The following is a 23,866-nucleotide window of genomic DNA, read 5'->3' on the forward strand; positions in this document are numbered from 1 at the left end:
CATCAGTCAAACCGCCTCGACGCCGCGTACTTGGAATAAGCCTGCCACCTGAGTCCATCAGCCTGGACCGCCATCCTCACTATGTCCGGGAGAAAATCGTCATACTTTACCTCCAGCACGCCTTTTCCTTCCGATACGTCGGCCACCTTTCTCATATCAGCCGGGAAGCCGGCATACCATGACCCTGAGCGCAGCTGTCTGTCTATGGTGATCCTCACATTTCCCGGATCATAGAGGAACGCTTCCCTCATATAGCTGACCATAGTCACCGGTCTCAAAAGCTGTCCCTTTATCTTGCTGTAAAACTCCGTCAGAAGCGCGTCCCCGCTTTCCAGCAAAAACTCCGCGTCTCCCTCCAGCAGTCTGACTACCTGCTGGAATGTCAGACTGGCGCTCCGCTTGGAACACAGATTCCCTACCTTGTACTTCTTTTCAAGACGGATAAATGACATATCGTCGTTGTAATACCTTATCCTGAACTTCTCCCTTTTCCTGATGCCGGCCATCTTCTCCCACATGGCTTTATCGTAAGGAGTGTCAAAATACAAACTGCTCACACGGTATGAACCGTGTGAGTCAGCATGCCTGTCGTGTCTGAACAGCTTCCGCAGTCTGGAAGACAATATGATGTCCGCCGTCCCGTCGAGGCCATACTTCATCTCATGTCTGAATCTTCCCGGAGGCTTCTCCATCACGAGAAGCCTTCCGTATACGGCTGGTGCGACAGTTACGGTGTGAGCAGCAGTCACCGTATTAGATGATGTCACGACAGGCTCGGTCGTTTCAGTCATCATAACCGGAATCTCCGTCATAACCGCTGTTGCCGCTGTCATAACCGCTGTTGCCGTAATCGCTGTAGCCGCTGTTGCCGGACGCAGCAGGCGCGGTGGTGGTCGGCGCAGGAGCCTGCGACGTGCCCGAATATCCCGAATTGCCGTAATTGGTATTGCCGTAGTCCGTATGACCATAGCTGCTGTTGCCGTAAGTCACAGAAGTTCCGCCTGAGCTTCCTCCCGATGAAGGAGCTGCCGTAGTAGCCTGAGTAGCGTTGTAACTGCTGTCACCGTAAGGGGATACCGCATAATCACTCACGCCGTAGTTGCTCTCACCTTCCACAACGATATTCCCGGTAAACGGCTTATCTCCCATGTAAGCCTTGACATCCGTAACGATATCGGTGAGGAAGTCCTTTCTCGGCATCTCCGAGCCCTTCTCTATCTCGATGGTGATCTGACGGCCTTCACCTTCTATCTCAGTCTCGAAATACCCCGCCTCATGGATCATCGTCACCAGCTCCGTAACGACCGAATCAGATGCCCTGCCTTCGAATCCGCTGTAGCTTTCCACGAGGGCCTTCCCATCATTATTGAGACCTCTTACTCCCACTACCTTTCCTTCGTCGTCGTAATCCACGGCGATTTCAGGATTTACCTTTATCACCAATGTTCCCGCCTCGGCTGCCGACGCGTCCTCTCCGCATCCTGCCAATGCCCCGATGGACAGGACCATGATCATAACGGCTGTCAATAAGCTTATAAGATTTTTCTTTTTCATGCTCGTTCTCCTTTTCATCCTCTTCGAAAATGTCTGTTTTCGTTTTATAGTATAGGATACGACTGTCTTTTTTCGAAAACGGGGTCTGATGATGATTTTTTAAAAAATTCTTTGCTCCGATACTTTCACGCTTCCTCAGTCATATCCCGAATCACCGCTGTCATAGCCGGAATCTCCATACCCCGAATCACCATATCCGCTGTCTCCCGAACCATTTCCTGGACTGACAGGTGCAGCCGGAGAAGTCCCCGCTGCCGGAGCTCCCCCTGCCGCTCCCCCGGAGCCTGAACCACCGTAATCCGAGCTACCGTACCCGGAATCACCGTAGTATCCGCCGCCTGATGGCGTCTGGTAGCCGCCGCTTCCCTGATTTTCCGTCGGAGCGGCAGTCGGTTCCGATGTCGTCTCTTCCTCATATATGATGACATGTCTGTTCACCAGCTCCATCCCGTTAGCTGTTATGACGATGGAATACCTTTCCCCCAGCTGTTTCTCGAGATATCTGTCCAGCTTTTCTCCCAGCCCATTGGCCCGGCGGCCGTCATCGGCGCCGATGTCGAGGTTTATCGTCTCTCCTTCCGCGAGGAACCCCATTTCCACAGCTCTGTCCACCAGCTGGCCCGTCACTTTATCCACGCCCTTGCCGTCGCAGGAATATCCTTTTATGAGTTCTCTGCCGTCCTCGTTATTGCCCTCTATCTCCGTCACCTCGTCGTCCCCATTGACCTCCATTGTCACCTGAGGATTGATGCTGAGAGTCACCTGAGCGTTATCCTGAGAAAACACATCCATGACAGGCAACAGCACCAGGAGGAAACAGGCCGCTACAGCCGCTATGGCCGAAAACTGCTTTATCCTTCGCTTTCCCTTCTTTTCTTTCTCCGCGATGTCTTCCATGAACACCACGTCTCTGACGATATCTCCTGTCTCATATCCCAGATTAGCAACTCTGTAAAAGGAGCCCTTTTCATCCAGCACGACGCAGTGACCCGGATGAACTTCCATTACCAGGTATCTCATGCTTTCATACCCCCTTCTTCTGTCCTGAAGATCTGCTTCAGATGAGCTCTTATGCTGTCATATCCGTTAGAGTAGATCAGGAGCAGCGTCACTATATATTTTCTGTGTCTTTCCAATGTCTTTTTCTCCACCCCGCTGCCATGGTGTATCTCCGTCATCGGCAGCTTTTTCGTTTCCCTGAGTTTTTCAGTCAGCGCAGGGTTTTTCATGACAAAGAGGAGCACATCCCTGCATGCCTTCAGAGTCCTCTCCTGCCTGGGACAGCTTGCGGCCACGTCGGAAAGTGTTATGCCGAAACCAGACAGCTGAACCGTCAGTTCCTCTATCTCTCTTTTAAAGTCGTCTCGTGCGTGCAGCTCCTCGTGAGGTCTTTCACTGTCGCTGATGGTATCCTCAATGGAGAGGCTGTCGTCGTCAGACACCGACGTCGATAACGATACATTCCCCGCGAAACGCTTCTCCCTCCTGCCGTAATCTATCAGCCTTCGCTTTATGACCAGCGCCGCGAACTTCAAAAACGCGCCGCGTCCTCTGCTGTAACCTTCTATAGCTTCATGAAAAGCCATCATGGCTATGCTCAGCTCGTCGTCCGAGCCCTCCTTTGGAACTCGTCCGATATTCCTCGCTGTCTCACTTTTTATGTAAGGCATATAATCCGCGATCAGACGATCCGCAGCCTCTACATCTGTCTTCGCCTTCATCACACGCTGAAGGATATCGACTTCTCCTCTCACAGCTGTTCCTCCATGCTCAATACAGTATTTCGTACGAATATCTCAGAAAACGGGGTCAAACACCGAAATACCCAAGATTTTTTGAATAAGTAATAAAATTATTGAGTTTCATGATACCATCACACAGCCGGATTTACATCTGTTAAAAGTTAACGCTATGTTAATTTTATGTAAAGAAAAAACTGCCCCGTCAACGATCTTTACCGCTGACACGACAGCTATCCGCATACTAAATCAAGGAGAGGGCGCAATAATCCCTCTCCTTTTACATTTGAATTTTTTACAAATTCCATTAAAAAATATAACGAACACTTGCTCGCAGCCTCTCCCGGCTACAGCCCTTCACAATCCAGCGCACGGATCATGGTGTCGAACAGATCCTTCCGGCACTTTTCAAGCATCTCGTTTCTGCTCCTGTAGGGTCTGGCCGCAGTCTGATAAACACTGCTTATCCCTACATCGGCAAGTCCCGGAAGATCTTCTGCCACCCGGCCCGCCACCACTATAACTGGTATCCCTGCTCTGCGGGCACGCCGGCCTATTCCGACGACCACTTTCCCGCCCAGGCTCTGACTGTCGAACCGTCCTTCCCCCGTAAATATAGCCTTGCATCCCCTGGCCAGTTCCTCAAACCTCATCATGTCCAATATCACATCTATACCCTGGCTCAGCTTTGCTCCCAACAGCGCGTAGGCCCCGGCTCCCATTCCGCCGGCAGCGCCTCCGCCCGGCAGCTTCGATACGTCCTGGCCGGTCTCCCTTTCCAGAGCAACAGCGAAAGCTCTCAGATTATCGTCCAGCATCCGTACCATCTTTTCGTCAGCACCCTTCTGAGGAGCGAATACGTATGCCGCGCCCTGAGGTCCGTACAATGGATTATCTATATCGCACATGACTTCTATGGAAATATTCGACAGCAGCTTTTTCGTCTCCCGGATATCTATACGCTTCACCTGTTTCAGAGTCCCGCCGGTAGGAACGAACGGCTGGCCCGACTCATCGTAGAAAACTGTGCCAAGGGCTGCTGCCATCCCGGCTCCGCCGTCGTTGGTGCAGCTTCCGCCCAGCCCCAGTATTATTTTCCTGGCGCCGCCTTCCACCGCCGCTCTTATCAGTTCTCCGACGCCAAAAGTCGTAGCGGAAGAAGGGTCCCGTTTCCCACTGTCTTCCGTCGAAAATCCAGCTGCCGCAGCCATCTCTACGACGGCCGTATCTCCCATGATCCCGTAAAAGGCTTCCTTCTTTTCTCCATAAGGCCCTGTAGCCGTCACAGTCTTCCTTTCCCCGCCAAAAGCATAGAGGAAACAATCTACCGTACCCTCTCCACCATCGGCGACGGGGACCGCCACTACCTGAGCGTCAGGTCCCCGCTGTAAGATGGCTCGCTTCATTATATCGCATACTTCCATGGCGCTCATGGTCCCCTTGAAGGAATCAGGCATCAGAAGATATCGGTATCCACTTGGATTGCCATCATTCATATATCCACTCCTATTTGATCATATCCCCGTCATACTCCATACCGCATTCATCCGAGGATTCCCTGAAATATCTCAGCAGCATCCTGTCTATATCTCTGGTGGTCAGCTGAGCCTTTATCTCCTCGATGAGCTCAACAGCCTTTTCGAAGCTCCTTCTGGAAGCCTCCGCCGAGAAATCCCTGAGGGTCTTTACATTTCCGTCATATGTGGATTCTATATACTCAGCCTGCTGTATGAATTCATCCTCCATCCTGCCGAATTCTTCCTTTACCTTCGGCGCGAATTTCTCATAATTAAGAGCGATGTATCTCTCCAGTTCAATGAATCTCCACCACTGATCCTCCGGCCTGTAAAGGGCATGAGCGTGCTGCAGATCGTCAGGAATAAAATCGATATTGTAATATGGTCTGAAGATCGAACAGCACGGCGGCGCCATACTTCCCCAGTAAGTGAACGCCAGCTCTTTCGGAACGTCCTTTTTCAGGACCGTGACCGTACTGGCAGCCGTGGCACAGCCATCTCCAACGCCGCCCGGATGACTGCATATGGTGCAGACTTTATTGGCAGCCGGACTGTATATCGACTGAAGCTCAGGGACATCTTCGTAGTGATCCCTCAGGATATTCATCGCTTCCTTTACTCCCACCTTGCCGCCGGCCTCAGTCTTTTCGGAGAGAAGTCGCCCCAGCCTGGCATATCTGACGAACCCTTCCGATTCATCATACATCAGCTCATCTACAGTCCACGCTTTCGCAGGATTGAACGGTACATCCGGATGCCAGAAGCCTTTTTCGCAGGCCTCCCGGATCGTTCCGTCGGCTATCATATCGTAATCCTCCTGTATGGAGTAACAATTGCCGATATAACCATACCTGTCCACCTTCTTGGCTACCCACTTTCTCTGATGGGATTCGAACATATACGATTCGTTTGGATCCGAGATTATGTAATTGCTGTTGAAAGGCGCTATCCTGTGTCCCGGAGCGCCGCCCGTTCCTATTTCGCTCAAAAGTCCGTCTATGACCTCTATAGCCTCCCGGGCCGTCCTGGCTCTCTCCAACGCCAGCCTCAGGATATCCATACCGATGAGCCCCCATCGTCTCTCAGGGATCTCTCTTCCCGACACCTGTTCGTTTCCTATTGCCAGTCCATGCTCATTGACACCGTGTTCGAAGCCCCAGAAGAAATGAGGCTTTGAACCTATGCAGGCATAAGTATGCTTTACCTGCGGTATCTTGATGAAGGAACACTCCGTATAGGAGCCCTCAGGGTGGTCGGCAGCCGGATAATAGATAAGCGGCTGCGACTCGTTAAAAGGTCTGTCGCTGTTCTTTGCGTAGATGATATTGCCGGACTTGGTTTCCGTACCCATCACAACAAATGAGGAACATGATCTTGCCATTGTCAACTACTCCTTTCTATCGATAAAAACTTTACTGTTCATCGCCGATTTTTTTCGATTCTATTTTACTATATATCACCATGAATGTCACAGCCAATAATGCGCACACTATCGCGGCCACCGTTATCAGCGTCATGAAGATGCCGAACATCCCTTCTACACCGTACACGTCCGTATAATACTGATGATCCTCATACCCCGGCAGAAACAATCTGCCTATCACCATGAGAGCGGCAAGCAGACCGAATGAGAAGGCGATCCTCCTGGTGTCTCCCACAGCCAGCTTCGTCCTCGGATCTATAGGATATTTTTCGGGATCGTTCTTGTAAAGGCCGCCGTATATCCTCTTGAACACGATATATGCGACAGGTCCTGTTATCATACCCAGCAGACCCAGCACGAAATAATCCGTACCATTTATATACAGTGCGATAAACGCCACGATGATCGGTATCGTACAAAAAATATCCGTTCCCACTTTTCCAAGCCTGATCTTATATGGCCTGGGAAGATCCGGCTCCTTTCTCCTGAGTACCATCTGGGAGATCATTATCAGAGAATAGAGTCCCAGATTGAAAAGCGATACTATCGTCACCAGTATATCGAACTTGAAAGCGCACAGTATCAACGACACTACTGCCAGGCTCAGGATCGCCACATATGGCACACCGTGCTTCTTGTCACACTTTACAAGAACTTTAGGCGCCAGATTATCCTCAGCCATTACAAAGAACCCTCTGGCTCCGGAAGCCAGATAGACATTGAACATGGAAATGTTGGAAATGAAAGCCACCATCATGAATGCCACGCCAAAGGCCGGCGCGAACTTCATCGCCACATTGACGTAGGACACTCCTTCCGAACCCCAGTTCTGCCACTGGCCTACCGCACCTATGGACGCGATGGTCGGGAGCACATACGTCCCTATTATGAGCGGCAGCGCGATGATGATAGCCTTTGGTATGATCTGAGGATTTTCCACTTCTCCTGCCAGACTGGACATTGACTCATATCCTGCATACATCCACATACCTATGGCTATGCTGGATCCTATACTCCCTATCACTGTCTGCCCCGTCGCTACGACAGGCTCAAATGGGTTGTGAGAAAAATGCAGGAACCCTATTATCGCTATCCCGGCAAAAGCTACCAATATAGCTCCGGAAATTATAGAGCTCACTATGGCCACATCTTTCACACCTCTCAGATTTATCCATGTGAATACAGCTATTATCACTACCTTGCAGATATAGCTCTGGAACGTGTTCATTCCTACGAAGGAAGCCAGGTAATCCGTAGCCAGCACGACAAAAACAGCCACATTGATATAAATACCTATATTTTTCAACCAGCCTATCTGGAATCCCCAAAACTCTCCCAGCGCTCTCTGCACCCATCTGTAAAATCCACACTCGTCAGGTATGGCCGACCCCAGCTCACTGGACGCCAACGCTATCGGAAACGCCCAGATCAACGGCAGGACGAAAAGCATGATCACCGTCATGCCCGGACCCGACGACGAGACCATATCCTCTATGCCGTACGCGCCTGCTGCAGTCATCGCATATATCATACCTACGATGCCAATGATACCTACTTTATGTTGTTTCAATCCATTATCGCTCATTTTTTAGCCTCTCCTATGTCTGTTCATAAACTCAACTCTACACTTCTGTTTGCATCATTATGATAAATCAATTTCCGGATATCTACCTCCTCCGCCCAATTGACCCCGGCGTTCGAATCCATTATACTATTATCTGTAACATAAATATATGTACATCAGCCCGAAAATCACCGCATTAAACTGTTACACATACCAATGAGAGGAGGAATATCAACAATGAAGATAGGAAAACGTACAGCCAGAGAGCTGATAAATGAAGTCAGCTCCATCATAGATTACGATATCAACATAATGGACGAGAGAGGGACTATCATGGCCAGCACGGACCCCAGCCGGGCCGGCCAGTTCCATGAAGGGGCCCATCTGGTAATAACCCGCAGTCTGCCCGAGCTTTCCGTATATTACGACGGTCAGTTCGCCGGGTGCAGGAAAGGCATAAATCTCCCTATCCTTTCCGATGGTGAAATCATCGGTGTTGTCGGCATCACCGGTGAAATATCCCAGGTGAGCCGTTATGCCCGCCTCATCAAAAAAGTGACTGAGATATTGATAAAAGACTTCGATATACTTCAGAAGGAAGACAAACAGGAACACGCCCGCCAGCTTTTCATAAACAGCTGGCTCAACGGAGAATGGGAAGATCCGGCTCTTCTCGCGAAGGATATACAAAAATACGGTCTCGACCCCGACGCCCCCATGATAGCGTCGATCATCCGTCCTTTGCCTGGCCATGAGATCTCCGATATCCTCATCAAGGCGCTCACAAAATCTCAGTTCATGACATGCCAGATCAGCAAAGAAACAGTAGCGATAGGATGTTTTCCCTCACCGGAAAAGTGCGCGGAGCGTCTCTCTTCATGTATGGAAAAAGCCGGGGTTGGCGGCTGCTGTATCTGCGCCATAGGCGCCGTATGCTCCGAAAGAGAAAACATTCCCGATTCTTTCAAGCAGGCGAAGACCATAATAGACATGAAAAAGAACAGCCGCCCCGGCATATATATGTATGACCATCTGCTTCTCGACGTCATAATATCCTCTGTGGATCCCGATCTGAAAGGACGATTCATAAAACATGTCTTCGGCGACTGCGATAAAAAGGAAATATCCGGCATTGCTGATTTCATAGACATATACTACAGAAGCAACGGTTCCATAAAAGCAGTTTCTCAGGCGCTGTTCATCCACAAGAACACCGTGCAGTACAAGATAAACAGGATCGCCGCTCAAACAGGTCTCGACCCCAGAGCTTCCGGCGACCTCATGGCCCTCTACCTGGCCTGCCGATGGTGCAGGGATCGCTGAGACACGAGAGCCTTTTACAAAAAAAAATATAACCGACCGATGATCCGGTCGGTTGCATAAGACTCTGCAGTCATGATGCCGCTACAGTGCCGCTTCCTTCGCGCGCAGCGCTTTTTCCAGCTCCTCTCTCATCTGCTGGTTCATATATGGATACAGATATCCCGTCATATTTCTCCATACGGTGCGTATCGCATTGGTGGTGTCAAAGCCTTCCGACGACCTTATATCGCAGTGGGATATAAGTGAGATCATGAGAAGCAATCCGTTCTCGGCCGCATATTCCACCTTATCCTCCGAAAGACCGTCGATACCGCTCTTTTCCACCAGTTTCCTGAACATCTCGACAGCTGATTCCTTGGCGCGCTGACTGATTTCCGCGTACACGCCCATCAACTTACTGTCATTAGTGAAAAGCGTAGGCATCTCGGTATAGAAAAACCTGTATCTTATGCAATGCTCTATAGCTTCTTTGAAAAAATCCAGCAGCTGCTCCGAATTCTCTATCTTTTCATACTGCTCCATAAGGTCATCTATCTCACCGACCATCTTTTCCTGCCATATGCATCTTATGACTTCTTCCTTATTGGCATAATAGTAGTACAAGTTTCCCGGACTTATCTCCATCGCCGCGGAAATCTGCACGGTACTGACGTTAGACGCCTTCTTCTCATTAAACAGCTTAATGGATGTCTCCAATATTTTTCCTTTTGTTCTGTTTGATTTCATACTACCCCCTCCAATTTACTTGCCTAATGAGTATACTATCACAAAATGTCCAGTTAGTCTATAAATAACCTATATAATTTCTCTGTTTTTCTCCTTTTTATTCCTTTAGCGTCACCCACTGGCCGGTCAGCTCCGAGACAGAATCGACACCGGTGTCCTTTTTCAGCTGTATCTTGTCGTTTTTCAGCTGATTGAACATCTTCCTGTAATCCTCCCGACTGAAATCAGAGAAGCCAGAGCTACCCATTTCCAACATCACTCCATCGTTTTTGGCAGCATAGTTGAAAGCGGTCCCTCCGACGAAGGTCCCATCCTCGTAACTTCTCAGCACCGTTTCGACAGCCGAGTCGATCCCCTTGGTAGCGGAGGCTATGATGGTCTCCGACAGGCTTCCTCCGTCCAGATCCGCCCCGATGACTTTGCCACCGTCTTTCTCTGCCGCCTTGACCACGGAATCAGTCATAGCTCCTCCCGAAACGAAAATGACCTCTGTTCCACCTTCATACCACTGGGCCGCCAGCTTTTCCACATCCTCAGACGCTCCCGACGTCCCTGCGTACCTGTAGTTCATCTCCACCTTGGTCTCCGCTTCGGCAGCAGCTGCCGCCGCTCCCTGGACGAAGCCGTATCCGTATCTCTTTACAGCAGGTATCTCCTGTCCTCCCAGGAATCCCAACCTGGTATATCCTTCCTTCACCGCGGCATATCCCGCCATATACCCGGCTTCCTCCTCGGCGAATACGACGCTGACCATATTGGCAGCCGTCGCATAATTACTGCTGTCGTCGTGAGGTACTCCGTCAACCAGCAGGAAATCTGTGTCCGGATAAGCCGTCTGCACGTCGTAGGCTGTAGTCTCAAAGGCGCTCCCTGCCAGAACTATGAACTTGGCTCCATCGTCAGACGCCTCTTTCACCGACGCCAGATAAGACTCTTTGGAAGCTTCTTCAGGCTCATAGGCTTTGGCAGCCATATCATACTGGTCAGCGAAGCTTTTCACGCTGTCCCAGGTCGCCTTGACAAAAGAATCCCCGTCCATATCGGCGCTTTCCGATATCATGGCGATCTCACAGCCTTCAGTGGTCTCAGCCTTTTCCTCAGTCTTTCCCCCGCATCCTGTCAGCGCTGCCAGCAGTACCAACACCGTCGTTACAATTGCTAAACGTTTCATCACGATCCCTTCTCACCTTATGATCTTTTTTATCAGCGTTCCCGCCTCTTTCTTTACCTCGCCTATTTTAACAGCATTGCCGGCTTCTTCCAATGCTTTTTCGACTTTTTTCACATTATTGCCATAAACAGAACAGATAACATCTCCGGTCTTCACCTTGTCTCCTGCTTTTCTGTGCAGATACAGTCCCGCGGACAGATCCACATCATCTTCCTTCCTCTCTCTGCCTGCTCCCGTATGCTGTGAAGCCATTCCTATCCTCATGGCGTCGATGGACTCCACGTATCCGTCTTCCTTCGCCGTCAGCTCCATCTCTACGCTGCTCTGAGGCAGGAGGCTGTGATCATGGATCACGGCAGGATCTCCTCCCTGCCCCTCGACAAAGTCGGCGAACTTAGCAAGGCCCCTGCCTGACGTCAAGGCTTCCTGTGCCATTTTCATCCCATCTGCCTCATTCTTTGCCCGGCCGCCCATGAATATCATCAATCCTGCCAGGTTTACAGAAAGTTCAGTTATGTCTTTAGGTCCGAGGCCCTTAAGAACCTCGATAGCTTCTCTTACCTCCAGCCCGTTACCTACAGCTCTGCCCAGCGGCTGGTCCATATCGGTGATGACAGCCGCGGTCACCTTCCCGCTGGAATTGCCGATGCTCACCATCAGCTCCGCCAGCGCCTCCGCATCCTCCTGTGTCTTCATGAACGCTCCGCTGCCGCATTTGACGTCCAGCAATATGGCGTCCGAGCCTGCCGCCAGCTTTTTGCTCATGATGCTGGAGGTTATGAGGCTCAGGTTTTCCACGGTGCCTGTCACGTCCCTGAGAGCATATATTTTCTTATCAGCCGGCGCGATATGACCTGTCTGACCGATGACAGCAATACCACACTCGTTCACCTGTCTGATGAATTGATCGCTGCTCATGGAAACACGAAACCCGGGAATGGACTCCAGCTTATCCACAGTGCCTCCGGTGAAGCCCAGCCCCCGACCGCTCATCTTGGCAATAGGGACCCCGCAGGAGGCCGCCAGCGGCGCAACGATAAGTGTCGTTTTATCTCCTACGCCTCCCGTACTGTGCTTATCGACTTTTATCCCTTCTATGGCGCTCAGGTCCATCACATCTCCTGAATCTCTCATGACAGCAGTGAGCGCCCGAGTCTCCATATCATTCATCCTGCTGAAAAAAACAGACATCAGAAACGCCGCCATCTGGTAATCGGGTATGCTCCCTTCCGTATACCCCATCACCATATATTCTATCTCTTCCTTTGTAAGGACCCCGCCATCTCTCTTTTTTACGATGATATCTACCGCATTCATAATTCTCTCTCCTCGCCTCAGATCTCAATCTTCACCGGCATACAGCCCAGCCGGTCCGCCGATACCAGCTTGTATCTTATCCCCTGGAACGGTCCTTCTATGGCCTTGCTGAAACCTTCCGATCCGTGAAGATGGCCGTATATCACATCCTTGACGCCGTACTCCTGGAATATCTGCTGAAACCCTGAGAAGGCTGCCGCCTTCGATACCGGCGGGTAATGCAGTACACCCAGTATCCGCCGGCTGCCTGTCTCGCCGATACCTCTTGCTCCTTCAGCGCCGCCTGCAGCCTTCGCGCCGGCTGCCACAGCCTTTTCCAGAGACGCTCGCAGCCTGAGAAGCTCCCTGTTATATATCTTCTCATCGGCTTCAGTGTAATCATCACTGTCCGGTGTGACCCATCCGCGAGTCCCGCATATGAAGATCCCTTCAGCCTCATAGCAGTCGTTCTGTATGAAAGTGACAGTCTCATACATGGAGTTGAGCCTGGTGATACCACGCCACCACAGATCATGATTCCCTTTGAAAACGACCTTTCGTCCGGGAAGAGCCTCTATCCATTCCAGGTCATATCGAGCCTCTTCCAGCTTGAGGCCCCACGATATATCTCCCGGCAGCACGACGGTATCTTCATCTGTCACGACGCTCCGCCAGTTCTCCTCTATCCTCTCCGCATGGTTTTCCCATTCCGGGCCGTATATGTCCATCGGTTTGCATATGTCCGGGCAAAAGGACAGATGCAGGTCCGCTATAGCGAATATGCTCATTTGATCCCTCTCTGTTCGTCGCTGACACCGGACAGCTCACCGGCCTCCCCTGAAGAAGACACGTCCTTGAGTGCCCGCTGTATCCCTCTGGTCCTTACTCCCACCAGAGCCTCCAGATCCCTCTGGGTCTGTTCCATCCTGCTCTGGGTCTTTATCAGGACGTCGCCGAATTTATCGAATTCATTCCGCACCTTGGCCAGCGTATCCCATACCTGGCCCGACTGCTTCTGCAGCGCGATAGATCTGAAGCCCATCTGGAAGCTGTTGAGCATGGCGGACATGGTAGTAGGTCCGGCGATGTTTATCCTGTAATCGCGCTGTAGCGTATCCACCAGTCCCAGCCTCAGTACTTCCGCGTACAGCCCTTCGAATGGAAGGAACATGATGGCGAATTCCGTAGTCCGCGGCGGCGCGATATACTTGGTCCTTATGTCCCTGGCAGCCTTCAGGACCGCGTTCCTCAGATTATCGGTGGCAGCCTTTATCAACTGCCTGTCTCCCGTATCATAGGCAGTCTGCAGATTCATATAAGCATCTGCCGGAAATTTGGAGTCTATAGGCAGATATACCGGCGCGTCTCCCTCTCCCGGAAACTTCACCGCGAACTCTACCCGTTCACTGCCGCCCTTGACGGCCACGTTTTCCTCATACTGACCGGGCGCCAGTATCTGCTCCAGTATGGCTCCCAGCTGTATCTCGCCCAGGATTCCTCTGGTCTTCACATTTGAAAGGACCTTTTTCAGGTCTCCCACTCCCGCGGCCAGATTCTGCATTTCCCCCAGTCCTCTCGTCACCTGCTCCAGTCTTTCGCTGACCTGCCTGAAAGACCGGCCTATCCTGTCTTCCAGAGTCTTCTGCAGTTTTTCGTCCACGGTGTTCCTCATCTCTGTAAGCTGTCGGTTGTTCTCTTCGGTCATGGCGGTCACCTTGTTTTCCATGGAGATCCTTATGTTTTCCAATCTCTGTTCGATGCTCATGGAGGTGTCGGCCAGCTGCCTGCCCAGCTCCGCCAGCCGCCTGCTCTGCATATCGGCGCTTTCCCGCTGGTTCTGGGATATCATTTCGCCAAGCCGTTTGACACTTCCCTGGATATTCTCACCGGTCTCCCGCCTGGAACGACTCATTTCCTCTCTTATATCTCTTCTCAGCTGGGCTTCCTGTCCTATGCTCCCGCCACGCCACACCTTCAGCAATATGACTATGACCAATACCATCAGTACGATCACGGCCGTAAAGAGCCCCAGTAAAATAACGCTCAGATTATCCATTCCCATCCTTTCCTTCCGGATCTTCCCCGAACTTCAAAATATCCCTTATCACTTCTCCCGCTATCATCAATCCTGCCACCGACGGTACGAAAGAGATACTCCCCGGCACAGAGCTGCCTCCTTTCACAGGCGGCTCCTCTGAATAGAGCACCTTGACGCCCTCTATTCCTCTGGCCCGCAGCTCTTTTCTCATGACCCGTGCCAGCGGACACACCCTGGTCTCCTCTATGGTCGCTATCCTGAACATGGAAGGATCCAGCTTATTGCCTGTGCCCATGGACGATATGACAGGGACGCCTTCAGCTGCTGCCTTCTCTATTATTGCCAGCTTCCCCGTCACGTTGTCTATGGCGTCTACCACATAATCATATCTTCTGAAATCGAACTGCTCAGCAGTTTCCGGCAGGAAAAAGCATTGCTCTGCCGCCACATCGCAATCCGGGTCTATATCGGCTATCCGCTCTGCCATCACCTCTACCTTGGCTCTGCCTACAGTGCTGTGGAGAGCTGGCAGCTGCCTGTTTATATTCGTCACATCAACCGTGTCCTTGTCTACCAGCGTCAGCTTCCCTACGCCTGCTCTCGCCAGAGCTTCCGCCGTGTAGCTTCCCACGCCGCCTATCCCCAACACCATGACGGCAGTCGAGCGCAGCTTCTCGACCCCGGACTTCCCTATCACCATCTCAGTCCTGACATATTGCCCGTCCATCTTCTCTCCTCCATTTCCCCGTCATCGCAGGCTGTCCAGCACCTTGTATATCACATCGGAGGGAAAACCGCGTCCCGCGAGCCTTCGGCCTATCCTGGCCTTTATCCTGCGCTTTTCATCGTATTCCATCTCTTCCATGTCCATATCCCGGATCATCTCCATCGCTATCTTTCGCGCCGTCTCATATTGATCGGGGACCTCTTCCAGCTCCTCGTAGGCCATATCGATGACGTCAGATCCCACGCCTTTTTCCGAAAGCTCCCGCCTTATCCTCATCACGCCCCGGCCCTTCTCAAAACCGTATCGGAAGTACATCACACTGTAGGAAAAGTCGTCTATGTACTTATACTCCTCCAGCTCCGCCACCGTCTCGGCAATGCCTTCCTCCGGGAAACCTTTCTGCCTGAGGTACTTTATCACCTGCTGCTTCGTCCTGGGTCTCATTCCCAGATATCTGACAGCAGCAGTCCTGACATCACTCACATCGCTCACCCTTCTCACATTTCTCACCGTACCTTCCGAACCAGTCTCCTGCCCCGGCCGTAACGCACCTGTCCTTCAGCAGATCTTTCAGGTAGCATATGGCATCCATCCCCGTACAATGGACAGGGATCACCCGTTCCGGCGCCTCTGCGGCAACAGCTTCCACTACCCGGCTCCGCTCCGTATCGGATGCCTTATAGAGGTGCATCCCGGCCGCCAGCACAGCCACCTTTTCCCCGGGAAACAGCTCCTTGGCCGTATTCAATGCTCCTATAACTCCCGTATGGCTGCATCCCGAGAACACGTAGAGACCTTCCGGCTGCCGCAGGACGAGACACTGCTCATGCGACATGTCATCCGCTGTTATTTTTCCATCCTCATCCCGGTAATAAAATACCTCTGTAGGTTCGAAACCTTCTTCCGACTGAACAGTACCCGTTACACAGATATCCTCGCTCACCCACAGAGGCCCATCGGTGAGGATGAGTCTGTCTTTCATGGCTTCTCTCTCCTCATCGGTCCACCTTATCCCGTCATCCGAGCCGCAGAGCTGACCTTCCTTTAATTCGTAAGACTCGCGAAAAGCGTTCCTGTGAACGTATACAGGCGCCCTGCTGTTGAGGCGGCAGAATGCCGGAAAGCCTCCCGTATGATCGTAGTGACCGTGACTCACCACCGCCAGATCCACCGCGGCCAGATCCACTCCCATCCGTTCCGCGTTTCTCACCATCAATTCCGTAGCTCCTGCGTCAAACAGCATCTTCTTCCCACACGCCTCTATATATATGGAAAGTCCATGCTCCGCCGTCAGGCCGGCCTTATCAGTTCTGTTTTCCATCAAAAATCCGAATCTCATCTCATCGCTCGCCTTCATACCGTGTTCTGTCTTCATTGAAGTTCTCCTTTTCTGCCGCTGAGGCTCATTCCTATCACGCTTCCTATGATGACCGCCGTACATACCACGTGATACCACATCAAGCTCTCGCCCAATACTGCCACCCCTGCCACTATAGAGATGGCAGTAGACAGATTTCCGAATATGGTCCCCTTCGCCGCCTCCATCTTGCTGAGCATGTAGCTCATCAGATGAGCTGACAACAATATGCATCCTATACCCAGATAAGCTGCGGCGATGAAGACCTGCGGCACAGCCAGCGGCTCCAGATATTCCGCCAGGCTCCCGCCCCGGACAAAAGCCCGCAAAAGCGCGGCTCCGTTGAACACCACGAATCCCAGCGCTATGATAGAAACAGTTATCTCTATAGGCTTATAATCATTTCTCGTATATCTCATGAATATGTTGCTCATAGCCATCATCATGCTGGAAATCAGCAGTAACGCTGTCCCCAGCGGATCTATCTCGATATGGGACGTGCCCATGACGATCATGAATATGAGCGCTGTCACCGTTGTGCAAATGAAGATGTTCTCCAGCCAGGATGACTTTTCCTTCAGGAAAAGCGACGCTATTATCTTTACTATTATGGGAACTACGGCAAATATTATGGATCCCTCCACCGACGTAGCGTAAAAGAGCCCCGCCACCTGGAAAGCCATGAATCCCACATAGAAAACCGCCGTCAGGAAGAGCTTTCCCTTGGGCTTGCGCCGTATATCTATCTTCACCGCCTTCATCACCAGCAGGATGATCACTGCCGCCAGTGCGAAATCATAACGATAACACAACAGGCTGAGTCCATCGGTATATTGCTGACATATCTTTATCCCCAGGAACGAAAACCCCACCAGTACAGAAAAAAATATGGCAGCTATATATCCTTTTCTCCTGTCTGTATCATTCTGCAGCATGAACAATATATTCCTTTCTCCAGCTGAAAATCAAAGAACTCCACGTCATCTCTCCCCAGTACTTCTGTCCCCTTCATTATTTCCTCAAGCCCCAGCCCCGTATACTTGGAATAAGCTTCTTTTCTGGCCCACAGGCGAAAAAAGCCATCTGCTCCCGCCTCCTGTACGAACCTCTGCTCCCGGGCCGTGAAATAACGACGGCTTATTTTCTCCACCGCTGTTTCCCGCTCTTCCTGTACGTCTACACCTGCCGGCCGGTCTGCTATGAGGCAAAGAAAATACCTGCCGCTGTGACTGACCGACACATGAATCTCTCCGCCAGCGCCGCAATCCTCGCCGCAGTCCTCGCCGCGGCCTCTGTCACAATTCCTGATGTACGGCTTCCCTCTGTCAGTCCTCTCCACCTGATACCGTCCCAGTCCGCTTGCTTCCAGTGACATGACAATCAATGCATCTGTCAGCTCCCGGCCCGTGATACCGGCAATGACGTCCCTGTAATCCTCATATACATATAATTCCATATCCTTCACATTTTCACAATGCTCAAAAAAGGCGGAACACAATGTTTCCGCCAAAACTTTCCTCAATTGTTCCGTCCAAAACGCTCTCTCACTTATCGGCTTTCCCGTGCTCCTCACCGTCGGCTTCACTTTCTCTGAGCCTCTCGATTATCCTTCTGTATCCGTCGGCTCCATACACGAGGCACTTGTTTATCCTGCTTATAGTAGCCGTAGATGCCTTGGTGATGCTCTCGATCTCGCTGTAAGTCTTGTCCTCCGAAAGAAGTCTGGCCACCTGAAGCCTCTGCGCTATGGAGTGTATCTCATTTATCGTACATATATCCTCAAAGAATCTATAGCAGTCCTCTTCGTTCTCCAGCAGCAGTATCGCCTTGAAAAGCTCGTCTATATCATCCCTCTTGAACTTGGAATCGTACGCCATGCAATACTCCTTTCGCCCATAATACCCCGCATCCGGACTCCATCTGTGCCCTGCAAGGCGTGATATCAAAGGTCCGGATCGGGTGCTGTAATTACATGTAAATTATATCATCTGCCGGATAACCAGTCAACCGGCTTTGAAGCGCGGAGTTTCATTCCTTCCGCAGTATGTTCGGCAGACGAAAGAATAAAAATACCTACATTTCCAAAAAAATGAGAAATGTAGGTAAAATCCAATAGGCTTGAATATACTTGACCTTTTCAGTACAGCGCAAAATCAAAGTTTTATGACGCATGAGCAAGTATCCAGCTGAAATAGACTCCACAATCGTTGAAATTTTTAACTACATTTAGCGAAAAAAACAAAATGTAGCTAAAAAATCGAAAAACGGAAAGTCAGAAAACAGGAAATCGTTAAAACAGACTCAGTGCTTCATCCAGCTGCGCATCCTCGCCGGAATTTTCCTCGTTGGCTACCTGATGATCAGGAGTCACGCCCTTCTCGTTTATGGCGTTGCCATCCGGTGAAAAGTACTGCATGATAGTCAACTTCAGCGCTGAACCATCCTCCAGCTGAGCTGTGGACTGTATGACACCTTTACCGTAAGTCGTCTGTCCCACTATCTCAAAACCGTTGTCCTGAAGGGCTGCAGCCAATATCTCAGAAGCGCTGGCGCTGTTCTCGTTGACCAGTACCACGGTCTTCAGATCCGTTTTGCCGTCCTTGGCATCGTAATCCGTCCTGTTGCCGTCTCTGTCCTCCACGTATACGACTACACCTTCGTCCAGAAATTCATCGGCCACCTGGACACACGCGTCTACCAGTCCGCCGCCATTATCCCTCAGATCCAGCACCAGGCCCTGTGCCCCATCTTCCTCCAGCTCCTTGAGCGCCTGGGAAAAGTCTTCGCCGGTGGTCTCTATAAAGGAGCTTATGCTTATATACCCGATGTTGCCGTCAAGCATCCTGTGTTCCACGCTGTGCTGAGTTATCTTCTCCCTTGTCATGGTCACGCTTTTTTCTTCACCGTCTCGTATATATGTTATCTCTATCTCGGAGCCTTCTTCACCTCTGATGGCGTTGCCGATGACATCCAGATCGCTGTACTCCTGTCCGTCTACCGTCTTGATGATATCACCTTCCCTGATGCCCGCGTCCGCCGCAGGGGAATCATCTGTCACTGATACTACCACGAAGTTGCCGTCCTCGTCCTGAGTGAAAGTTATCCCTACGCCCGAATATTCTCCCGTGGCAGTGGCGACCCACGTCTCATATTCCTCAGCCGTCATATACGAAGAGTACGGGTCATTGAGTCCCGCTACCAGACCCTTGTACGCTCCTTCCATCATGGCGTCCTCGTCCACCTCTTTGTAAAACGAGCTGGTTATTGTGTCATACAGTTGATCCAGTTTGCCGTATCGCTCATAGACTTCAGACATGTCGTCGTACTGGCTCTTTGAAACCTTCACATATCCCAGAGCCCCGTTGAATACAGCAGCGCACGCTCCGCCTGTCACCGCCGCCCCGGCCAGAAAGGCCGCCACCACATATATCACCAGTCTTTTCTTTTTTATCTCCATCACATTATCTCCTCGACAATAAACTGTGCGCTCTCGCGTCCCATCCACTCCTTGAGGCTGACCGTCCCCACCAGATCCACAGATCTTCCCGACGTAAGAGCCTCCTTTTCTTCCTGCGCTTTCCTGAACAATATGCACTCGGCCATCCGGCCGTCTGCGTCAACTGCTTTGAAAGCCGCATGAGTTTCTCCTTCTCCCATAAATCTCACCTGCTGCAATATCACTCCATCCATCATGAAAAGAGGTCTGGGATTATCCTTACCGAAGGGCTGCAGCCGTTCCAGCTCTCTGGCCAGCTCTACAGTCACCTCCGCGGGAGCCAGTTCAGCCTCCCATGAGATGTCCCTTTCCATGAAATAAGGATCCGCCTCCTCCAGCAATCTTATCTCTTCATCCAATACTCGTCTGAGCTGCGGCAGATTTTCCTCTTTCATCAGGAACCCACAAGCGCTCCTGTGGCCTCCGAATCTCAGGAAAAGCTCATCGTGCTTCTTCAGCAGCGCGAAGATATCCACATTCTCTATACTTCTTCCCGTCCCCTTGAGACAGCCTTCTCCCGAAGGAGTCACGATGATGACAGGTCTGTTCTCCGTATCCTTTATCTTGCCTGCGACTATTCCCGCGATCCCTTCATGGATATCCTCTGTACGCAAAACAATGAACCTTTCGTCTCCCGTGACCATTTCCATACACCTGCTATACGCTTCTTCCTGAGCTTTCTTTCGCTTGCTGTTGAGGGCAACCAGTCTTTTCACCCGTTCTTCCATTAAACAGCTGTCATCGGAAAGGAAAAGCTCCGCCGCCTCCCGGGCGCTGGCCATCCTTCCTGCCGCGTTGATATGAGGCGCTATACCGAAGGCGATGCTTTCCGATGTCACTGTCTTCAGCGATATGGCCTCTGTCAGCATCTTCAGCGATTTTCGTCTTCCTTTGTTTATCCTGTCCAGACCATACTTGACTATAGTCCTGTTTTCGTCTATGAGGGACACTATATCGCCCACCGTGCCGATGGCCGTCATATCCAGAACATCGTTGATGACGCTCTTTGGAAAACCCTTGCGGCGGCATATGGCCTGCACCATCTTGAAAGCGACCCCACAGCCTGCCAGCTCCTTGAAAGGATAGCCGCAGCCTGGCTGTTTTGGATTTATCAGTATGCAATCGGCTTTCACATCCTCCACATTGTGATGATCGGTCACTATCACCTTCATCCCCAGCGCCTTGGCGTATTCCACCTCGTCATAAGAAACGCTGCCGCAGTCTACTGTGACGAGCAGGTCTGTACCGGCTCTCCTTATCTCCGCTATTGCGTCCATGTTGAGGCCATAGCCTTCGTCAAACCTTGATGGGATATAATATGTAAAGTTATCGGTAAGCATGCTCAGGATACGCGACAACACGCATATGGACGTGACTCCATCGGCATCATAATCACCATATATGCATATCCGATGTCCCGCTTCCGCCTCCGATAACAATAAATCCACTCCCGCTTCCATGTTCAGAAGCAGGAATGGATCGTATGTCCTCTGAGGCCGGTCAGACAGGAACTCGGAGATATCTTCCTGTGAAACTATCCCTCTCTCCCGAAGGATCCTCTCTGTTATCTCTCTCGCTGTCTTCATTTGCTGTTTCTGTTCCGCCCTTCCTGTCGTCTTTTTTACAGTATGTAATCCAGCGGATCCTGACGAACGCCGTCTATCATCACCTCGAAATGGCAGTGAGGCCCCGTCGAATATCCTGTAGAACCGATATATGCTATAGTCTGACCTCGTGATACGCTCTGTCCGACACTCACATTGAGCCTGGAGTTATGGCCGTACAATGTCACTACTCCGCCACCGTGGTCTATCTGGACACAGTATCCGTATCCTCCGTACCATCCGGCATATATGACTCTCCCTGAATTTGCCGCCACTACCGGCACTCCCGAAGGCGCTCCGATATCCACGCCCGTATGTCCTCGGCCTACACCGAAAATAGGGTGTGTCCTCCATCCGAAGATAGAGGTGATATTACTTGTTCCCACGCTGGGAACAGGCCATGCCATAGATCCGCCAAGGCTGCCGGAGCCTCCGGAGCTGTCGTCACTGGAACTGCTGGGGTCGTCATCTCCCACATATGTGGAATCGCTGCTGGAACTTCCGTTTTGTATCGCGTTCTGAGCCATGGCTTCCGCATCAGCCTTCAGCGCGTTCAGCATGGCTTCCGTCTCCTCATTGGAGGAGGCGATCTCTTCCTTCTGTGCCGTCACCGTAGCCCTGCTCTTCTCCAGCTGAGCCTTCTGCTCCTCCGCTACAGACTTGGATTTGTTGAGCTCCGCCTGGAGCGTCTCTACTTCCTTTTTCTTCGCGTCTATCTCATCATATGCCTTTTCCAGCCCGTTAAGGACTTCCTTATCGCTGGAATATATCATCTCTACCATGTTCAAATTATTGAGAAATTCGGAAAAGCTGCCGGAATCCAACAAGACATCGATGAATCCCACAGTCCCGTTCTTGTACATGATCCTCAGCCTGCTTCCCAGATTTTCATTCTGGACGCTGACCTTTGCCTGAGCTTCTTCCAGCTCGCCTTCCAGGGTCTTCAGCTGAGCCTCCCCTTCAGTTATGGCTGAATCCAGCTGATCGATACTGCTCTGCATACTTTCGATGCTTTCTTCCATCTCCAGCATTTGAGAAGCCAGGCTTCCCTCCTTGCTCCTGCCTTCCGACAGCTGCGCTTCTTTCTCCTTTATTTCCTGCCTTATCTCACTGAGCGACGCCGCGCTGACCAGTGATGTCTCCATACACATCATCGCTGCCATCAGCACCGCCATTATGATAACTATTCGCTTTCTCTTCACTGTATCTTCTCCCCAAACTTGTAGAAAATCCTCTCCGTCATGAACTTGTTATCCTGCTCTTTTCATTTCCCTGTTTAGGTCACATATGGATATGGATCCACATAGGAGCCGTTGAGACGCACTTCAAAGTGAAGGTGCGGCCCCGTGGAGTTGCCCGTGCTGCCCACCGCCGCTATAGTCTCGCCACGCGATACTGTCTGTCCCGCGCTGACATAAAGAGCAGAGCAGTGACCATACAGCGTCATCACTCCACCGCCGTGGTCGATGATAACGCATAGTCCGTATCCTCCGTTCCATCCCGCAGAATAAACGGTCCCGCCATTTGCCGCTACGATAGAGCTTCCCGAAGACGCTCCTATATCGAGCCCTGTATGGTACTTACTGTAACCATATATAGGATGGATCCTGTATCCGAAATAAGATGTGATGTTGCTCAGTCCCACGCTAGGCAACGGCCATGCCATCTGACCTCCCAGATATGTAGAGTCGCTGCTGGAGCTTCCCTGACTGGCCAGCTCCTGCGTCAGCTTATCGGCGTCGGCCTGCAGCTCATCTATCATCTTTTCAGTTTCTTCGTTGGAGGCGGCTATCTCAGCCTTTTCCGCCTCTACCACTTCTTTGGACTTATTGAGTTCGGCCTGGAGGGTCTCCACCTCTTCTTTTTTCTTCTCCACCTCGTCATAAGCAGTTTCCAGATCGCTGAGCACCTCCCTGTCGCTGGAGTATATCAGCTCTACCATATCCAGGTTGTTGAGGAATTCGGAGAAGCTTCCGGAATCCAGCAGGACATCGATGAATCCCACCGTACCGTTTTTATACATGGCCCTCAGCCTGCTGTTGAGATTCTCAGTCTGAGTCTCCACCTCTTTCTCGGCCTGAACCAGCTCATCCTCCAGTACTGCCAGCTTGTCCTCGTTTTCGGATATTGCCTGCTCCAGTTCGTTGAGCTGTGAGCTGAGACTCTCTTCCCGTTCCCTGCCTTCTTCCAGCTCACTCTGCTTTTCGCTTATCTGATCTCTCAGTTCGCTCAGTGACGCGGCTGACGCCGTCACCGTAGTGACACCCAATGTCACGGCAAGAGCTGCCGCCACAGTTATGATAGTCTTCTTCCTTTTCAAATCCTGATACC

At 51.3% G+C, this 23,866-nt stretch carries 23 protein-coding genes; 1 reads left to right on the forward strand and 22 read right to left on the reverse strand.

Features of this window, described 5'->3' with window-relative positions; translation table 11 throughout:
• Nucleotides 1-2 precede the first annotated feature (2 nt).
• The 7 genes from ACQY69_RS03265 to ACQY69_RS03295 form a co-directional block, all read right to left on the reverse strand.
• Nucleotides 3-794 (reverse strand): polyphosphate polymerase domain-containing protein, encoded by a 792-nt coding sequence (locus ACQY69_RS03265; protein WP_428258570.1) that lies wholly within the window; start codon nt 792-794, stop codon nt 3-5.
• Nucleotides 784-1,554 carry an anti-sigma-I factor RsgI family protein gene (locus ACQY69_RS03270; protein WP_428258571.1) on the reverse strand — a complete coding sequence of 257 codons (771 nt, stop codon included), beginning with the start codon at nt 1,552-1,554 and terminating at the stop codon, nt 784-786. Before ACQY69_RS03270 ends, ACQY69_RS03265 begins: the two co-directional genes overlap by 11 nt.
• 135 nt (nt 1,555-1,689) lie before the next feature.
• Nucleotides 1,690-2,574: an anti-sigma factor domain-containing protein gene (locus ACQY69_RS03275; RefSeq protein ID WP_428258573.1), complete on the reverse strand. Its 885-nt coding sequence runs from the start codon at nt 2,572-2,574 to the stop codon at nt 1,690-1,692.
• On the reverse strand, nt 2,571-3,308 hold the full coding sequence (locus ACQY69_RS03280) for a sigma factor (RefSeq protein WP_428258575.1): 738 nt from the start codon (nt 3,306-3,308) through the stop codon (nt 2,571-2,573). The genes ACQY69_RS03275 and ACQY69_RS03280 overlap by 4 nt, the downstream gene beginning before the upstream one ends.
• 332 nt (nt 3,309-3,640) lie before the next feature.
• On the reverse strand, nt 3,641-4,789 hold the full coding sequence (locus ACQY69_RS03285; protein WP_428258577.1) for a glycerate kinase family protein: 1,149 nt from the start codon (nt 4,787-4,789) through the stop codon (nt 3,641-3,643).
• Nucleotides 4,790-4,799: 10 nt separating this feature from the next.
• A complete protein-coding gene (locus ACQY69_RS03290; protein WP_428258578.1) occupies nt 4,800-6,191 on the reverse strand; it encodes a C69 family dipeptidase in 1,392 nt (463 codons plus the stop codon).
• Between the two features lie 31 nt (nt 6,192-6,222).
• The gene (locus tag ACQY69_RS03295; RefSeq protein WP_428258580.1) at nt 6,223-7,818 is read right to left on the reverse strand and encodes an APC family permease; all 1,596 of its coding nucleotides are present in this window, start codon (nt 7,816-7,818) and stop codon (nt 6,223-6,225) included.
• Between the two features lie 216 nt (nt 7,819-8,034).
• Between ACQY69_RS03295 and ACQY69_RS03300 the strand changes: the two genes are divergently transcribed.
• On the forward strand, nt 8,035-9,120 hold the full coding sequence (locus ACQY69_RS03300; protein WP_428258582.1) for a CdaR family transcriptional regulator: 1,086 nt from the start codon (nt 8,035-8,037) through the stop codon (nt 9,118-9,120).
• A gap of 81 nt (nt 9,121-9,201) precedes the next feature.
• Here the strand turns inward: ACQY69_RS03300 and ACQY69_RS03305 are convergent, their stop codons facing one another.
• From ACQY69_RS03305 to ACQY69_RS03375, 15 genes are all read right to left on the reverse strand, one after another.
• Nucleotides 9,202-9,846, reverse strand: coding sequence for a TetR/AcrR family transcriptional regulator (locus tag ACQY69_RS03305; protein ID WP_428258584.1), 645 nt, complete (start codon nt 9,844-9,846; stop codon nt 9,202-9,204).
• A gap of 97 nt (nt 9,847-9,943) precedes the next feature.
• Complete coding sequence (locus ACQY69_RS03310) at nt 9,944-11,017, reverse strand: BMP family ABC transporter substrate-binding protein (protein ID WP_428258586.1); 1,074 nt, start codon at nt 11,015-11,017, stop codon at nt 9,944-9,946.
• A 12-nt stretch (nt 11,018-11,029) separates the two neighbouring features.
• Complete coding sequence (locus tag ACQY69_RS03315) at nt 11,030-12,334, reverse strand: pyrimidine-nucleoside phosphorylase (RefSeq protein WP_428258587.1); 1,305 nt, start codon at nt 12,332-12,334, stop codon at nt 11,030-11,032.
• A 17-nt stretch (nt 12,335-12,351) separates the two neighbouring features.
• Nucleotides 12,352-13,101 carry a metallophosphoesterase gene (locus tag ACQY69_RS03320; protein WP_428258589.1) on the reverse strand — a complete coding sequence of 250 codons (750 nt, stop codon included), beginning with the start codon at nt 13,099-13,101 and terminating at the stop codon, nt 12,352-12,354.
• On the reverse strand, nt 13,098-14,369 hold the full coding sequence (locus ACQY69_RS03325) for a DNA recombination protein RmuC (protein ID WP_428258590.1): 1,272 nt from the start codon (nt 14,367-14,369) through the stop codon (nt 13,098-13,100). The genes ACQY69_RS03320 and ACQY69_RS03325 overlap by 4 nt, the downstream gene beginning before the upstream one ends.
• Nucleotides 14,362-15,078, reverse strand: coding sequence for a tRNA threonylcarbamoyladenosine dehydratase (locus ACQY69_RS03330; protein WP_428258592.1), 717 nt, complete (start codon nt 15,076-15,078; stop codon nt 14,362-14,364). The genes ACQY69_RS03325 and ACQY69_RS03330 overlap by 8 nt, the downstream gene beginning before the upstream one ends.
• A gap of 21 nt (nt 15,079-15,099) precedes the next feature.
• On the reverse strand, nt 15,100-15,588 hold the full coding sequence (locus ACQY69_RS03335) for a regulatory protein RecX (RefSeq protein ID WP_428258594.1): 489 nt from the start codon (nt 15,586-15,588) through the stop codon (nt 15,100-15,102).
• Nucleotides 15,554-16,453 (reverse strand): MBL fold metallo-hydrolase, encoded by a 900-nt coding sequence (locus ACQY69_RS03340; RefSeq protein WP_428258596.1) that lies wholly within the window; start codon nt 16,451-16,453, stop codon nt 15,554-15,556. Before ACQY69_RS03340 ends, ACQY69_RS03335 begins: the two co-directional genes overlap by 35 nt.
• Nucleotides 16,450-17,370, reverse strand: a complete 921-nt coding sequence (locus ACQY69_RS03345; protein WP_428258598.1) for a DMT family transporter — start codon at nt 17,368-17,370, stop codon at nt 16,450-16,452. The genes ACQY69_RS03340 and ACQY69_RS03345 overlap by 4 nt, the downstream gene beginning before the upstream one ends.
• Nucleotides 17,331-17,891 (reverse strand): 4'-phosphopantetheinyl transferase family protein, encoded by a 561-nt coding sequence (locus tag ACQY69_RS03350; protein ID WP_428258600.1) that lies wholly within the window; start codon nt 17,889-17,891, stop codon nt 17,331-17,333. The genes ACQY69_RS03345 and ACQY69_RS03350 overlap by 40 nt, the downstream gene beginning before the upstream one ends.
• 88 nt (nt 17,892-17,979) lie before the next feature.
• Entirely contained in the window at nt 17,980-18,312 is a 333-nt protein-coding gene (locus ACQY69_RS03355; protein WP_428258602.1) for a YerC/YecD family TrpR-related protein, read from the reverse strand.
• A gap of 413 nt (nt 18,313-18,725) precedes the next feature.
• The gene (locus ACQY69_RS03360; RefSeq protein WP_428258604.1) at nt 18,726-19,892 is read right to left on the reverse strand and encodes a S41 family peptidase; all 1,167 of its coding nucleotides are present in this window, start codon (nt 19,890-19,892) and stop codon (nt 18,726-18,728) included.
• Nucleotides 19,892-21,517 (reverse strand): single-stranded-DNA-specific exonuclease RecJ, encoded by a 1,626-nt coding sequence (recJ, locus tag ACQY69_RS03365; RefSeq protein ID WP_428258606.1) that lies wholly within the window; start codon nt 21,515-21,517, stop codon nt 19,892-19,894. Before recJ ends, ACQY69_RS03360 begins: the two co-directional genes overlap by 1 nt.
• A 35-nt stretch (nt 21,518-21,552) precedes the next feature.
• Complete coding sequence (locus ACQY69_RS03370) at nt 21,553-22,737, reverse strand: murein hydrolase activator EnvC family protein (protein ID WP_428258608.1); 1,185 nt, start codon at nt 22,735-22,737, stop codon at nt 21,553-21,555.
• A gap of 74 nt (nt 22,738-22,811) precedes the next feature.
• Nucleotides 22,812-23,855: a murein hydrolase activator EnvC family protein gene (locus ACQY69_RS03375; protein ID WP_428258609.1), complete on the reverse strand. Its 1,044-nt coding sequence runs from the start codon at nt 23,853-23,855 to the stop codon at nt 22,812-22,814.
• Nucleotides 23,856-23,866: the final 11 nt, after the last annotated feature.

This window comes from Gallibacter sp. Marseille-QA0791, assembly GCF_965119705.1.
GTDB classification, from domain to species: Bacteria; Bacillota; Clostridia; order Peptostreptococcales; family Anaerovoracaceae; genus Lentihominibacter; species Lentihominibacter excrementipullorum.

Excerpts from the sequence above, each read along its gene's own strand:
- ACQY69_RS03270 (WP_428258571.1), bottom strand. The coding sequence starts at position 1,554 with ATGAAAAAGAAAAATCTTATAAGCTTATTGACAGCCGTTATGATCATG.
- ACQY69_RS03305 (WP_428258584.1), bottom strand. The coding sequence starts at position 9,846 with ATGAAATCAAACAGAACAAAAGGAAAAATATTGGAGACATCCATTAAG.
- ACQY69_RS03310 (WP_428258586.1), bottom strand. The coding sequence starts at position 11,017 with ATGAAACGTTTAGCAATTGTAACGACGGTGTTGGTACTGCTGGCAGCG.
- recJ (WP_428258606.1), bottom strand. The coding sequence starts at position 21,517 with ATGAAGACAGCGAGAGAGATAACAGAGAGGATCCTTCGGGAGAGAGGG.
- ACQY69_RS03360 (WP_428258604.1), bottom strand. The coding sequence starts at position 19,892 with ATGGAGATAAAAAAGAAAAGACTGGTGATATATGTGGTGGCGGCCTTT.
- ACQY69_RS03265 (WP_428258570.1), bottom strand. The coding sequence starts at position 794 with ATGATGACTGAAACGACCGAGCCTGTCGTGACATCATCTAATACGGTG.
- ACQY69_RS03325 (WP_428258590.1), bottom strand. The coding sequence starts at position 14,369 with ATGGATAATCTGAGCGTTATTTTACTGGGGCTCTTTACGGCCGTGATC.
- ACQY69_RS03275 (WP_428258573.1), bottom strand. The coding sequence starts at position 2,574 with ATGAGATACCTGGTAATGGAAGTTCATCCGGGTCACTGCGTCGTGCTG.
- ACQY69_RS03320 (WP_428258589.1), bottom strand. The coding sequence starts at position 13,101 with ATGAGCATATTCGCTATAGCGGACCTGCATCTGTCCTTTTGCCCGGAC.
- ACQY69_RS03300 (WP_428258582.1), top strand. The coding sequence starts at position 8,035 with ATGAAGATAGGAAAACGTACAGCCAGAGAGCTGATAAATGAAGTCAGC.
- ACQY69_RS03330 (WP_428258592.1), bottom strand. The coding sequence starts at position 15,078 with ATGGACGGGCAATATGTCAGGACTGAGATGGTGATAGGGAAGTCCGGG.
- ACQY69_RS03285 (WP_428258577.1), bottom strand. The coding sequence starts at position 4,789 with ATGAATGATGGCAATCCAAGTGGATACCGATATCTTCTGATGCCTGAT.
- ACQY69_RS03295 (WP_428258580.1), bottom strand. The coding sequence starts at position 7,818 with ATGAGCGATAATGGATTGAAACAACATAAAGTAGGTATCATTGGCATC.
- ACQY69_RS03355 (WP_428258602.1), bottom strand. The coding sequence starts at position 18,312 with ATGGCGTACGATTCCAAGTTCAAGAGGGATGATATAGACGAGCTTTTC.
- ACQY69_RS03340 (WP_428258596.1), bottom strand. The coding sequence starts at position 16,453 with ATGAAGACAGAACACGGTATGAAGGCGAGCGATGAGATGAGATTCGGA.
- ACQY69_RS03350 (WP_428258600.1), bottom strand. The coding sequence starts at position 17,891 with ATGGAATTATATGTATATGAGGATTACAGGGACGTCATTGCCGGTATC.
- ACQY69_RS03315 (WP_428258587.1), bottom strand. The coding sequence starts at position 12,334 with ATGAATGCGGTAGATATCATCGTAAAAAAGAGAGATGGCGGGGTCCTT.
- ACQY69_RS03290 (WP_428258578.1), bottom strand. The coding sequence starts at position 6,191 with ATGGCAAGATCATGTTCCTCATTTGTTGTGATGGGTACGGAAACCAAG.
- ACQY69_RS03345 (WP_428258598.1), bottom strand. The coding sequence starts at position 17,370 with ATGCTGCAGAATGATACAGACAGGAGAAAAGGATATATAGCTGCCATA.